We start from the raw sequence: 14053 nt of genomic DNA, 5'->3' as shown, positions 1-14053 counted from the left end.
TAATTGGTTATTGGTAAAAAGTTAAATATTTAGTATACCAATATACTAATACACCAATAACAAATATACTAATTTATCTATTACTTTATAAATATCAATAAATTTTAAAAATAAATAGGATAAAATTAGTCCGAATTCAAAAAAGGAGCATACATATGCTAAATGAACAGATTGTAAAAGAGGTTTTAGGAACAGTTACATATCCAGGTTTTACAAAAGATATAGTAACTTTTGGATTTGTTAAAGCAATTGAAATTGATGGAGATAGAGTATTTATTGAGCTTGATATTACTTCAAGTGCTCCAGAAGTTGCACAACAGCTTAGAGATGAAATTACAAAAAAACTTGAAATACAAGGAGCAAAAGAGGTTGTTGTTGCAATTAAACAGCCAAAAATGCCAAGAGAGACATCAAGCAGAGGAAAAAATATAGCTCCTCAAATTAAAAATTTTGTAATGGTAAGCAGTGGAAAAGGTGGAGTTGGTAAATCAACCACTACAGTAAATCTTGCAATTGCAACGGCAATGCAAGGTAAAAAAGTAGGAATTTTAGATGCAGACATTTATGGTCCAAACATTCCAAGAATGATGGGGATAGTTGGAGCACAGCCTGAAGTTGTTGGAAATAAAGTTAAACCTATTATGGCTTATGGCGTTGAAGTTATGAGTATGGGCGTATTAATGGAAGAGGGTCAGTCTCTTATCTGGAGAGGCGCTATGATAATGAAAGCAATTGAGCAGTTTTTAAGAGATATTTTATGGAGCGATTTGGATGTATTGTTTATAGATATGCCTCCAGGAACTGGTGATGCACAATTAACTCTTGCTCAAAGTGTTCCAGTTACTGCTGGAGTTACTGTTACTACGCCTCAAATGGTAAGTTTAGATGATAGTAGAAGAAGCTTGGATATGTTTAAAAAACTCCATATTCCAATAGCTGGAATTGTAGAAAATATGAGTGGATTTATATGTCCAAACTGTCAAACAGAGAGCGATATTTTTGGAAAAGGAACAGCTGCTGAAGTTGCGCTTGAGTATGGTACATCTGTTTTAGGTGAGATTCCAATAGAGCCAGCAATTAGAGAGGGTGGAGATGCTGGAAAACCAGTTGTTTATCACCATCCAGACAGTGAAACAGCAAAAAGATTTCATAAAGCAGCTGATAATTTATGGAGATTTATCGAAAAAGTAAATGAAGAGGGTGGTGTATCAAATGAAGCAATTCAGCCTACTACACCTCCAGGTGTAAGTGCTTGCTCAACAGGAGGCGGCTCTCACAGTTCAGGTGATAGTTGCGGCTGTAATTAAAAAAGAGAGGATATCCTCTCTTTAATACTTCATTTAGCTCAAATTCTCTATAATAAAACTACATTTGTCTATCTTTCAAAGAAGGTATTATGAAAAAGTATAAAATTGCCATTTTAAATACAAAGGGTGGGGTAGGTAAAAGTACTGTTAGTATGCAGTTAATTGTTCCTTATCTATATGAAAAGACTCAAGTTCCAATTTCATATTTTGAATTTGATGATGAAAATGAAGATGCTATAAGTTTTGATAAAAGTAAACTTATATGGCTTGAAAAAGTCAATGTTTCAGGAACAGATTTAAGAGAGCAGTTAAGAGATATATTGCTTCTTGATAATAGTATATGTATGGATGTTGGAGCAAATAAAACTACAGTTTTTGTATTAAATGCACTTATTGATAGCGGTATGATTCATGCTCTTGATTTAGTTGTAATACCTTTAATGGATGGTGAACTTGATGCAGTTAGTGCAATAAATATATATCATCATATTAAAAAAGCAAATCCTGATATAAAAACTCTTTTTGTTTTAAATAGATGGAATGAAAATAGAGAGATAGAGTCCCAATTTGATCTTTTTCTTGGTGATAAATATGGTTTTTTTGATACAAAAGGTGTTATAAATTATATAGATGAAAAAGATAGAAACTATATAGTTTTAGCTGATAGCGATGCTATAAAATATTCAAGAGGATTTGGCATTACTCTTTGGGAGCTTGCAAATAAAGAAGAAAATATTGATGAAGAGCTTAAAAAGGCTATTATGGAAGGAGCATCAAAAGATTATATAAGAATGCTAAGTTTTAAAAAAGCACTTAAAAAAGATTGTGAAATTTATAGAGATAAAATATTAAAAAAAGCTTTTGAAAAACTAGACAATATTTTATAAGTGGCTATAAAAGCTTAGCTAAATGCTAAGCAAAAATATTTTCATATTTTTTTTCAAGTTTTAAAAGTTTAGTTTCTATTAAATCTGTTAAGATATCAATCGATAGATTCTCTTCATTAGCTGCAGTTATATTTGTTTCAAGATCAACTATTTGGTTTTTAGCTGCTTCTACAAGTTTTAGCATCTGTGAGAAAATAATAGTAAAACTTCCACCTTCATTTCCTGCATGAGCTGATTCAATAAGCCCATTTATATGGATAAAATCGAGTCTATTTATCAAAACATTTAGATCTTTTATATTATAAAAAATATTTCTTAATCTACTTTTTGAATCATAAATGTTATTTGATAGTTTTTTTGCATAGCTATTTAACAGTTCAAATAGATCTTTTATATTGTTTATTATCTCTTTTTCCTCTTGTATAGATATTTTTTCATTTACAAGTTTTTCTAACATCTCTTTTAAAAAATAGACAACCATATCAATTTGAAGTTTACAAGATAAAATATTAAAGCTTGTATCTTCTATATCTTTGTTTGTTTGGTTTATAAGTTTTGTTAAATTTAAAATCTCTCTTTCGCTATATTCAGCATTTTTTCTCATCTCTTGTGAAAGAGTAGAAAAAGATACTCCCTCTTTTTTAATTTTATAACTTTCAATTGATGCATTTAATGATAAAAGTCTAATCTCTTCAGCAAGCTGAAAAATAAATTTTGATTTTTCATTTAGATTTTTATTCATTTCCAAAAAAATATTAACTTTTGAATATATTTCATTAAAATATCTATTAAGTCTTAAAAAATTTGTCTGTAAAATACATAAAGTATCTGCTAATTCCTCATTTTCTTTGCTTAAAACATTGCTTGCCATCCCGCACAAAAGCATATCTTTATTTTTTAGTTTTTCTTCTCTTGATTTCATCTCTTCTAAGAAAGCTTTTTTACTAAACTCTTCATAATTTTCAAAGCCAAGTTCTTTGATTTTTTCAAGCATATAATTTAAAGCAGCATCCATTCCCTCTCTATGCTCATATCTTAATACATCTTTGTAAAATTCTGGAATAATTTTAAAAATATCTGATGTTGGCTTTAATCTAATAGATAGATATTTTTTTATATTACCCTCTTCATCAAACATAGGATATACACATGCTAAAACCCAATAATAGCTTCCATCTTTAGCTATATTTTTTACATATCCGATAAATGGTTTTCTGTTTTTTATAGTTTGCCATAAGGCTTTAAAAACAGCTCTTGGCATATCTGGATGTCTTATAATATTGTGAGGTTTGCCAATAAGTTCATCTTTATTAAATTTAGAGACTCTAACAAATACATCATTACCGCTTAAAATTGTTCCTTTTAAGTTTGTTGATGAGAAAAAAAGTTCATCTATATCAAATTTAGATTCAATATCTTTAGGCTCGATCTCTCTTTTATTATAAATGCTTTTATACATTTTTAAAAACCTTCATTGGTTGATTAGTTTATCTTTTTCTTTTGTAGTAACAATTACATAAATTTTCATAAGATTTGATATTAATTCATTGGCAACTTTTGCTAAATTATTTAATGTCTCAAAAACCTCATCGCTTCTATTTTCTTTTTTTAATCTTATTGCTTCAAATGCGAGATTGTGTACATCTTTGTGAAGAGGCTCTATATCTTTTAAAATTGTTATAACCTCATCTCCATATGCTCTTAACTCATTAAAAGCTTGATTAGAATAGAACCATTTTCCAAATCTGCATGATGTATAATCACTAAGCTCTTTTGTTGAAACTTCATCTAAAATTCTAGCAGCATCAGTTATAAACATTGAGTGGTCACTAATAGCATTTAATATATTAGTATATGTTGAACTAAAGTCTTTCGCTAAAATATCATATCCTTGTTTATTATAATCAATTGCATCAAGGATTTGACTGCCAATTCTACCTGCTAATTCACTAACTTGGTTTAATTCTTCATTAATATTTTCTATCTCATTAGAGAGAATATTTGTATTAGCTTCTTGTTTTTTTGTTAGATCAACCTGTTTTTTTATAAGAGAAGTAACATTGCTTGAATTGTCTTTTATCTTTTTGAATATTTTAGAAACATTAGAAGCACCTTCAGCGCTATCTTCAACAATGCTTTTTGCATGGCTTACAACTTTTGAAGTATTATCCATCTCGTCCATTACTGAAACTGTAACTTCTCTGATTTCGCCAGCACTTTTACTCGTCTTTTCTGCAAGTTTTCTAACCTCATCAGCAACTACGGCAAATCCTCGTCCAACTTCCCCAGCTCTTGCTGCCTCAATTGCTGCGTTTAATGCTAAAAGGTTTGTCTGTTCAGTAATCTCTAAAATAACATTTAATACATGGTCAATTCCACTAATTCTTCTTTTTAACTCTTCAGTTGTTTTTGTTAAATTATCCATTGCTTTTACAGATTCTATAATATCATTATTTGTTTTGTTTAGTGTCTCTTCGCCCTCTTCAATATAGTTACTTGTGAATTTTTGAGCATCTTCTACTTTATTTATTGAATCAAGCAAATCTTTTGCATATATTAAATTTTCTTCACTTTTACGAGTAACATTGTCCAAGCCTTTTTTTAACTCAGCAAATCTATTTTTAAATCTAAAAATTCCAGTTTTTACAATTGCTGCATAAAAAGTAGACTGAGCTAAATTTGGAGCTGCTTCAATCCAATCTAGTTCTATTCTTTTTTTAGCCTCTTTTTGCTCTTTTTTTACACTTTTTAATTTTTCCAAGCACTCTTCATTTTTTTCAAATTCAGAATTTTTTTTACCCATAATTTCTCCTTATTATTTTCTTGAGGCAAAAATTTTTTCCATTTTCTCTTTTAATACTTCTGCTGGAAAAGGTTTTACAATATAGTTATTTACTCCTGCTTTTATAGCCATTATTACATTTTCTTTTTTTGCTTCCGCTGTTACCATTAAAATAGGGGTATTTTTTAGATTTGGGTCTTTTCTTATTTCTTGAACCATTTCAAGTCCAGTCATATTTGGCATATTCCAATCAGTTATTACAAAGTCATATTTATTATTTCTTAGTTTTTGTAAACCAGCAAGTCCATCTTCAGCTTCATCTATATTTTTATATCCAAGTTGATTGAGTAGATTTTTTATTATTCTTCTCATTGTACTCATATCATCAACAACTAAAATTTTTATGTTTTTATCTGGCAATGCCATTTCTCCTCCTAATGTTTTTTGATTGCATATTGATGAACAATATGCAGTAAATCTTTTGTATCAAATTTAACTAAATGAGCATCTGCTTTTACAAATTTTGCTTTGTCAACTGTAGCTTTATCTGAGAGTGATGTATTTATAACTACTGGAATTTTTGAAAAAATCGGATCTTCTTTAACTTTTTTTGTAAATGTCAATCCATCCATTCCTGGCATCTCTATATCGCTTATAATAAGCTGTATTTTATCAGTTATGTCAACTCCTTCTTCTTGAGCTTCTTTTTTTATATTTTCTAAAAATTCAAGTCCCTCGATTCCACTTTGTACTTCATATATTTTGTGACCATCTTTTTCTAAAATCTGTCTTATTATCTTTCTAGCTACAGGGCTATCGTCCAAAATAAGAATATTAAATTTTTCTTCCGTTTGAGATTCAGGTTGAGATTCATCAACACTAAAAACTTTTATCATGCCAAGTTCATCTAAAATACCTTCAAAATCAAGAAGCAGAAGCAGTTTTCCATCTTCTACTTCGATAACACCAACAACTTTGCCACCCAGTTTTTCATCTATGCTTGCGGGAGGTTTATTGATATCTGTCCATTTTATTCTTCTAATTCTTTTAGCTTCATGGATTACAATACCAATAATCTCTCTTAAAAACTCCATAACGATTACATATTTTCCAGTTTTATCTTTTGGCTCTTTAATCTTCATCCATTTTGCAAGATTAACTATTGGAATAACATCTTCTCTTATTTTTGCAACACCTTCTACTTCGGGAGGAAGGCCTGGAGTTTTATAGATGTTTTCTGGTTTTTGTATAACTTCTTTAACTTTTGCTACGTTAACGCCTAAAATCCACTCATATATAGAGCCATCTTCAAGCTCTTCAAACATTCTAAAGTCAATAATTTCTAATTCATTGGCTCCTGTTTCAAGTATTTTTGGTAAAAAATCTTTTTTGTTCATAACAGCCCTTTAATTCTCTTCGGGATTTTTTTCTTCATTTTCAAAAAGTTTGTCAATATCCAATAAAATAAGTAGATTTTTTTCTCCGTTTTCCTCATTTTTTGCCATAACTACACCTGATATAAATTTTGAATCTATTCCTATAGAGTTTATTGGTGTTGGTTGTATCTCTTCAGGATCAATTGTATTTGCTCCCTCTATTTCATCAACCATTAAACCAATATTTCCAAGATCAGAGTCAATTACAAGTATAAAATTTTGTTCTTTATCCTTATTTGGAAGGTCAAGCATTTTTTTAAGATCAACAACAGGAACAATATTTCCTCTTAAATTTATAACTCCAAGTATATAATCTTTAGTTTTTGGTACAGGAGTAATATCAAGTTTTTTTGTAATTTTTATAATTTTTTTGATATCGATTCCAATTAATTCATCATTTAATTTAAATGATATGACTCTTTCTTCATTTTTTGAAGCTTTATAAATATTTTCTTTAACGCCTAGTACTTCTGTTTCAGCCATTAGATTACTCCTGTGAGTTCATTTTTTTTATCATTTATTAAAGAGTTTATATCCAAAATAAGAACGACTCTCCCATCTCCGGTAATTGTAGCACCAGCAATTCCATGGACATCACTTAAAAGTTTTCCAAGAGGTTTGATTACTATCTCTTCTTCCCCATATAGTTCATCTACAGCTATTGCTATACTTTTTTCACCAACATTTATGATTATGACAAATTTTTCTTTTCCATCATTTTCAAGATCAAAAAGCTCATTTAATGTAAAAAGAAGGTAAACTTTATCTCTTAACATAAGTGATTTATAATGTCCAACATCTTTTATATCATTTGGATTGTATTGGATGATTTCTGAAACACTAAAAATTGGAATAGCAAAAACTCTATCATTTGATCCAACCATCAAAGTTCTAATTATTGCAACTGTTAAAGGAAGTTTCATAGTTATCTTTGTACCTTTTCCAAGCTCGCTATCAATTTCAATTGAACCTCTAAGCGAATGGATAGTAGATGCAACAACATCCATTCCAACTCCACGTCCAGACACATCACTGATCTGTTCAGCAGTTGAAAAACCTGGTAAGAAAATAAGTTCATAAATCTCTTTATCACTCATATTTTCAGCTTGGTCAGGATTGATTAATCCTTTTTCGATAGCTTTTCTCTTAACTATATCTGGATCAATCCCTTTACCATCATCTTCTATAGATACTATAATCCTATCTCCCTCTTGAAAGGCTGAAAGTTTAATAGTACCAGTTTCTGGTTTTCCAGCAGCAGATCTTACATCAGGAGTTTCTATACCATGATCTATAGAGTTTCTAACTAGATGTATGAGAGGATCTTCTAATTTATTTAATATTGATCTATCTATTTCAGTATCTTCCCCTTCCATTTCAAGATTTATTTTTTTACCAAGCTTTTTAGCAAGATCTCTAACAATTCTTGGAAATTTGCTAAATATTCTTTTAACTGGCTGCATTCTTAGTTTCATCACAGCCTCTTGAAGATCACTTACAGATCTACTCATTCCAGCAATTGCTTCATTTAGCTCTTCTGCCACTTCTGAGCTTTTATCTATTCCTGAAAATCGTGATGCAAGTTTTACTATTCTGTTTCTATCAAGAACAAGCTCTCCAACAAGATTCATTAAAACTTCAACTCTATCAATATCGATTCTTATCGTTTCATGTTCCTCTTTTTTTACCGATTTTTTAGGCTTTTTTTCCTCTTTTTTTATCTCTTCTTTTTTTGAAACTTGAGGCAAGGTCTCTTTTTCTTTTGATTTTCCAACTTTTTTTATCTCTAAAATAAGATCATTAACATCTTTTCCTTGTGATATAAGCTCATCTATCTTTTCAATAAGATCCATGTCTCTTTCATCAGGCGGCAAAAGAATTAATTCATCTAAAATCTCTTTAAATCCCATATTTGGATATTTTTTAATAACCTCTTTTACTTTTGGATCAACATCTTCTTTAAAAACAATTTCAATATTTTCATTTTCTTCTTCACTATTTTCATTATCAGATATTAATTCTTCATTTTCATTATTTTGTGTTAATTCTTCTTTTGAAATTTCTTTTTTTGGTATGGCTTTCCCTTCTAAAAGATCATCTAGATTTTTCAAAATAGGTTCTATTTCAGTTAAATCAGGTATTTCATAACTTTCTTTTAATGAGTATATGCTTTTTTTAAGTTCATCTATACCTTCTAAAATGATATCCATTTTATCTGAATTTAAACTCATCTCATCATTTCTGAGTTTATCAAAAATACTTTCAATTTTATGGGCAAGTTCTATTATCGAAGTTAGTCCTAAAAATCCAGCTCCACCTTTTAGGGTATGCATTCCTCTAAATATTTTATTTAGAAGTTCTTTATCAGAAGGATCGTTTTCAAGCTCTATAAGTTCTTGATCAAGATTTTCTAAAATCTCTTCTGCTTCAACCATAAACTCTTCAAATATCTCTTTCATATCTTCATTGATTTCTATTCTCATTTTCTATCCTTATAATCCATAACTTTTAAGTATATCATCCACATCATTTTGTTCAACTTCATTTTCCCAAGCAAAGTCTGAAAGTTTTTCTTTATCTATTTGTGAATCTATTAATGAATCAATCTCTTTTAAAAAATTTTGAACTTTTTTTAATCTTTGAGAAATTATGTCTTGAAACTGTAAAAGTTCAGTGGCTTTAACTATCTTGTTTTCTAAATCTTTAAAATTTCCTTCATTTATATCTTTAGACATAGAATATAAAATTTCGAGTATCTTTTTTGTATTTTTCTCACTCTCATCTATGGATAACTGAAGATGATCATAAGCAATTTTAAAATCCTCATTTTTAAACATTAAATACCCCATATAATAAATAAAAGTTGCAAAATTCTCAAAATATCGATTTTTAAGAGTATTATTATATAATTAAATTTAATTTTAAATTAAAATATATAAAATATAAAATCGTATTTTAAAAATTATCGGCACAAATAAAGGTTATTTTATGAAAATTTCAAAAAAACTTTTTTTAATTATTTTATTGCAGTCACTTTTTGCTCTTATTTTATCTGTATATCTTATTTTTGATATAAAAGATATAAATAGTTTTCAAAAAGTTTTATTAATTGTTATACCTATTATTGTATTTATAATTGGTTTAATCGGTGTTTTAAATATTGGAAAAAGTGTTGATACTTTATTTGATATAGTTATCGAGTCTTTTCATATTATAAAAAAAGATATAGATTTGAATAATCTTAAAGAAGAGATTTTATTTGTTTCAGACGAATTTAATAAAAAAGATTTTCTAATTAAAAAAATCTCTTCAAAAATAGAAGATATTTCAAATAAAATAAAAAATTTGATTGATAGTTCTTCTTCAAAAAATCAAAAATTGATTGATGATTTATTAAGCCTTTCAATTTCTGTAGAATTGCTAACAAAATCCATAGATGGAGTAACAAACAATACTTCTAAAGTGTATAAATCCATAGTTGATGCAGATAAAGAGAGTGATAAAGGTTTGAAATTAATTATCTCCTCAATGGAAAGTGTTAAAAATTTTACCAATGAAGTGGTTGAAATTAAAGATGATGCAGAAAAACTTGAAAATGAATCAATAAAAATAGAAGAGATGGTAAGAGATATAAAAGAGATATCTGACCAGACAAACTTACTTGCTTTAAATGCAGCTATTGAGGCAGCAAGAGCAGGTGAACATGGAAAAGGTTTTGCAGTTGTAGCAGATGAAGTTAGAACACTTGCAAATAAAACTATAAAAACAACTGAAGATATTACTAAAATTGTCAATTTAATTACAAATTCTATAAAAACTCTTTCAATAAAGCTACAAAAACAGAGTGAAGATTCAATTTTGGTAAAAAGTGATATTGAAAAAGCAAAAGATGTATTTGAAAATATAGAATCAAAATTAAATAATGTCGTTAAAAGTACAGAAAATATATCAAAATTAATAAATGAACAAAAAGTTTCATTGGATTTTGTTAAAGATTTGATATTTAATATACATAGTGATACAAAAGAGTGTGCTAAATCTTTAGAAGAATTGGAAAGATATATTAAAGATAATAGGATAAATGATGCTATTTAAAAAAAATGAAAGATATAATGCTTATAAAAAGTTAACAAGAATATGTGAAGAGAGTAAAAAGAGAATAGATTTTAATCTTTTTTTTAGTTTAAAAGTTTTAGATATAAATGATAATAAAATTTTATTTGACAAAATAAATCCCTTGCAATATCTTTCTATCATTGGAAAATTTTCTGATTTTTTTATCGTAATAAAAGATGATAAAAGAAAATATATCTTTTTATTAAAAATTGAAAAAATTGAAGATAGTAAAATATGGACCAAAATTATTTCTAAAGAGGAGTTAGAAGAGAGAAGAGTATTTGAAAGATTTCCTTTATGCAAAGAGGATTTTGGTTATTTTGATATGTATATTGATGGTTCATTGATATGCAAAAATGTTTATATAGAAGATATTTCAGTTATTGGTATAAAAATATATGTTCCAAAAAAATTAGAAAATAATACATTTAAAAATATTATGATTAAAAGAGATCAAAAGCGTTTAGAGATCAATATAGAGATAGAAAAAGTTGATGCTTTAGTAAATAGTGACCATACAATAATTAGAGGTAAAATAGTAGATTCAAATAAGAGTATTGCAAAAATTATTATAAATAGATATATTGAAATAGCAAAAAAATTATTGGAAAATAAGGAATAGATTTGGAAGAGAAAAAAAGTAGTCTAAAAGGAATTCAAAAAGCTGCAATTTTTCTTTCTGCACTCCCAGAAGAAAAAAGCGTAAAAATTTTCAAAAATTTAAAAGAGCATGAAATTGAAAGACTAGTAAAAGCTTTTTTAACTGTGGAAACACCGACTAAAGAGCAACTAAAATCGGTCTTAGATGATGCTTATAATTTTTTGAGAGAAATATCTCCTGTAAAATTGGCACCTGAACATTTAAAAAGTATTTTACAGCAGGCTTTGCCTCCAGATAAGTTAGAAAAGCTTCTTGAAGAGACTTTTAGTTCAGAAGAGGGAAAACAGATATTTAAAGAGTTGGAAAAAATGGATGCAAAAGCAGTAGCTGGTATTATAAAAGATGAGCATCCTCAGGTTATTGCTTTAATACTTTCTCAGATAAATCCTTCAAAAGCAGCAGAAATTTTACAATATATTCCAAAAAGAGCAGGTGTGACAAATGTTCAAGAAGAGGTAATTCAAAGAATTGCCTCAATCGAGAAAATTTCAAATCAGACGCTAAAAGTTGTTGCTCACACTTTAGAAGAGGAACTTGCATCAATGGGGGCTGGTAAAGAAGAAACATTAAGCGGTATTGATGTTGCAGCTGAAATTGTAAATGCTCTACCAAAAGAGACACAACAAGAGATATTGGATGATATTAAAAAAGAGAATGAAATTCTTGCTACAAATATTGAAGAGAGAATGTTTAAATTTGAAGATATTGTTAAACTTGATAATAAAGCTATTATTGAGATTCTTAAAAATGTTGATAAAAATGAACTTCTTGTTGCACTTAAAGGTGCTTCAGAAGAGATACTTAATAAATTTTTAGCAAATATGTCAAAACGTGCTGCTGAGATGTTTGTAGAAGATATGGAAGTGCTTGGGCCTATGAAAAAAAGTGATGTAGAAAAGGCTCAAAAGAAAATTATCGAAGAGATTAAAGCACTAATCAATAAAGGTGTTATTGATTATGGAAGTGGAGAAGAGTATGTTTAAAGCATACTGTTAGATATTAAGTCATTAGTCATTAGTCATTAAGTTATTAGTGGAAATTTTTATGATGATGCTTGAATAAGATGAAAAGGATAAGTGAGAGCCAAGATTTAAGTAAGTAGTATTTGGCGATTGTGGATAGTGATAATTTGTAGTTATACACTTAACAATTAACATTTAGCTCTTAACGCTTGGCTTTTAGCGCTAATTCCCAATTCCTTCTAATTCCTCATTTTCCAATATACCAATGACTATCTTTTTTCACCTCTTTTTCACATAAAATATTAATTATTTACTCATAATTTTATTATTTAAGAAAAATAGTGAAAAAAATGTGAAAAAAGTTGCAAAAAGCCTAATATATCGCTATAATATTTTTAATATTAAATCCAAGGGTACAGATGTCAGAACAAGATTTCTTGTCTCAAGATGAAATTGATGCACTTTTAGGTGGAAACGAAGAAGAGAGTATTGAAGAAAAAAGTGACATTGTACCTTTTGATTTTAGTGAAATAGAAAGTATTAAAAAAGGTGGATTGCCTGGACTTGAGATCATATATGAGAGATGGGTAAAACTATTTAGAGATGAAGTAAGAAAGATTATCCCCAAAATAAATATGGTCTCAAAAGAGAGCATATATGTTTCAAGATTTAACTCTTTTATGTCAAAAATTCCTATGCCTTCTAGCTATACTACAATCTCTATGAAACCTTTAAAAGAAAATGCTCTATTTGTTGTTGATTCAAGGCTTGTTTTTACTATAATAAGTGTACTTTTTGGAGGCCCAGCTAAACCTTTTAAAGTTGAAGGCAGAGAATTTACAAAACTTGAAGTGCAAATAATTGGAGATTTTATTGATATAGCATTAAAAACATTTGAAGATGTTTGGAAAAATTTCTATCCTATAAATTTGGAAAAAAAATCAATTGAGCTAAATCCTTCATTGGCAAGAGTTACATCAGGGAATGAAAAAGTAGTTGTTGTGGAGTGTAATGTTGAAGTTGATGGATATGAAGCTCCAATATTTTTCTGTTTTCCTCAAGGTATGTTTATGCCAATAAAAGATATAATTTATACAGAATTTATAGGCGAAGAAAATAGTGAATGGCAAAAAAAATTAAAAGAGTCTCTAGTTTCATTGAATATAAAAATAACTTTAGAACTTGGTAAAGAAAAATTTCTTTTAAAAGATATTCTTGAATGGAAAGTGGGAGATGATTTAATATTAAATATTGATAAAGATAGTGATCTAATGCTTGTTGTTGAAAATACTCCAAAATATAAATGTAAGTTAGGAAAAGTAAAAGAGAGATATGCAGCTTTGATAAAAGAGCCAATCTTGAAGGAAGAGAATGAGTGAAGAGATAAAAAATAATCAAGATAGTGTAGACCAAGAAGAGCTTGCAAAAGAGTGGGCTGAGCAAGCTGAACAAGATAATCAAGAAAATTCCCAAGAAGTTGATCAAGATGAGTTAGCAGCACAATGGGAAGCTGAAGCTGCACAAGAGAATAATCAAGAAGATTTAGCTTCATCTTGGGAAAGTGAAATTGCAAATGAAGATAAAAAGCCCATTGATAGTTCTCTTGAATCTTTTGAAAATTATGAAAAGAGTGAAAATTCAAAATTATCTCTTTTAATGGATATTCCATTAGAAGTAACGGTTGAGATAGGATCAACTGAATTACCCATAGAAGAGATTTTAAAATTAAATCCAAATAGTGTCATAGAGCTTGATAAAATGATAAGTGAACCTGTTGATTTAAAGGTTAATGGTAAACTTATAGCAAAGGGTGAACTTTATACAATAAAAAATAGTTTTGGTATCAAAATAACAAATATTATTACTCCAGAAGATAGAATGAAAATATTAGATAGTGAATAA

Annotated in this window: 14 protein-coding genes; 7 read left to right on the top strand and 7 right to left on the bottom strand. The window is 28.4% G+C overall.

Going from position 1 to position 14053, the window contains the following annotated elements; genetic code table 11:
- Positions 1-155 precede the first annotated feature (155 nt).
- Both QML81_RS00285 and QML81_RS00280 read left to right on the top strand, forming a co-directional pair.
- Positions 156-1307, top strand: a complete 1152-nt coding sequence (locus tag QML81_RS00285) for an Mrp/NBP35 family ATP-binding protein (RefSeq protein WP_281951192.1) — start codon at positions 156-158, stop codon at positions 1305-1307.
- An 89-nt stretch (positions 1308-1396) separates the two neighbouring features.
- Positions 1397-2194, top strand: a complete 798-nt coding sequence (locus QML81_RS00280) for a P-loop NTPase family protein (protein ID WP_281951191.1) — start codon at positions 1397-1399, stop codon at positions 2192-2194.
- A gap of 25 nt (positions 2195-2219) precedes the next feature.
- On the opposite strand, the gene QML81_RS00275 is transcribed toward QML81_RS00280, so the two are convergent.
- Genes QML81_RS00275 through QML81_RS00245 form a run of 7 tightly spaced genes read right to left on the bottom strand, consistent with a single transcriptional unit; the run spans position 2220 to position 9249 of the window.
- Positions 2220-3653 carry a methyl-accepting chemotaxis protein gene (locus QML81_RS00275; RefSeq protein ID WP_281951190.1) on the bottom strand — a complete coding sequence of 478 codons (1434 nt, stop codon included), beginning with the start codon at positions 3651-3653 and terminating at the stop codon, positions 2220-2222.
- 12 nt (positions 3654-3665) lie between these two features.
- Positions 3666-4997, bottom strand: coding sequence for a methyl-accepting chemotaxis protein (locus QML81_RS00270; protein WP_281951189.1), 1332 nt, complete (start codon positions 4995-4997; stop codon positions 3666-3668).
- A 12-nt stretch (positions 4998-5009) separates the two neighbouring features.
- Positions 5010-5402, bottom strand: a complete 393-nt coding sequence (locus QML81_RS00265; RefSeq protein WP_281951188.1) for a chemotaxis response regulator CheY — start codon at positions 5400-5402, stop codon at positions 5010-5012.
- Between the two features lie 8 nt (positions 5403-5410).
- Positions 5411-6373 (bottom strand): chemotaxis protein, encoded by a 963-nt coding sequence (locus QML81_RS00260; RefSeq protein WP_281951187.1) that lies wholly within the window; start codon positions 6371-6373, stop codon positions 5411-5413.
- Between the two features lie 9 nt (positions 6374-6382).
- The gene (locus QML81_RS00255) at positions 6383-6895 is read right to left on the bottom strand and encodes a chemotaxis protein CheW (protein WP_281951186.1); all 513 of its coding nucleotides are present in this window, start codon (positions 6893-6895) and stop codon (positions 6383-6385) included.
- The gene (locus tag QML81_RS00250) at positions 6895-8895 is read right to left on the bottom strand and encodes a chemotaxis protein CheA (RefSeq protein ID WP_281951185.1); all 2001 of its coding nucleotides are present in this window, start codon (positions 8893-8895) and stop codon (positions 6895-6897) included. Before QML81_RS00250 ends, QML81_RS00255 begins: the two co-directional genes overlap by 1 nt.
- Positions 8896-8904: 9 nt before the next feature.
- Complete coding sequence (locus QML81_RS00245; protein WP_281951184.1) at positions 8905-9249, bottom strand: hypothetical protein; 345 nt, start codon at positions 9247-9249, stop codon at positions 8905-8907.
- A gap of 151 nt (positions 9250-9400) precedes the next feature.
- Here QML81_RS00245 and QML81_RS00240 point away from each other — a divergent pair, with 151 nt between their 5' ends.
- The 5 genes from QML81_RS00240 (at position 9401) to fliN (ending at position 14053) form a co-directional block, all read left to right on the top strand.
- Complete coding sequence (locus QML81_RS00240; RefSeq protein ID WP_281951183.1) at positions 9401-10507, top strand: methyl-accepting chemotaxis protein; 1107 nt, start codon at positions 9401-9403, stop codon at positions 10505-10507.
- Positions 10497-11150 carry a hypothetical protein gene (locus QML81_RS00235; protein WP_281951182.1) on the top strand — a complete coding sequence of 218 codons (654 nt, stop codon included), beginning with the start codon at positions 10497-10499 and terminating at the stop codon, positions 11148-11150. Before QML81_RS00240 ends, QML81_RS00235 begins: the two co-directional genes overlap by 11 nt.
- Positions 11151-11152: 2 nt before the next feature.
- Positions 11153-12172 (top strand): flagellar motor switch protein FliG, encoded by a 1020-nt coding sequence (fliG, locus tag QML81_RS00230; RefSeq protein WP_281951181.1) that lies wholly within the window; start codon positions 11153-11155, stop codon positions 12170-12172.
- 398 nt (positions 12173-12570) lie between these two features.
- Positions 12571-13530 carry a flagellar motor switch protein FliM gene (gene fliM, locus QML81_RS00225; RefSeq protein ID WP_281951180.1) on the top strand — a complete coding sequence of 320 codons (960 nt, stop codon included), beginning with the start codon at positions 12571-12573 and terminating at the stop codon, positions 13528-13530.
- A complete protein-coding gene (gene fliN / locus QML81_RS00220) occupies positions 13523-14053 on the top strand; it encodes a flagellar motor switch protein FliN (RefSeq protein ID WP_281951179.1) in 531 nt (176 codons plus the stop codon). The genes fliM and fliN overlap by 8 nt, the downstream gene beginning before the upstream one ends.

Origin of the sequence: Nitrosophilus kaiyonis (assembly GCF_027943725.1) — a bacterium.
Taxonomy (GTDB): Bacteria; Campylobacterota; Campylobacteria; order Campylobacterales; family Nitratiruptoraceae; genus Nitrosophilus_A; species Nitrosophilus_A kaiyonis.
The sequence above is the reverse complement of the archived record's forward strand: the minus strand, read 5'-3'. Positions and strand labels throughout refer to the sequence as shown.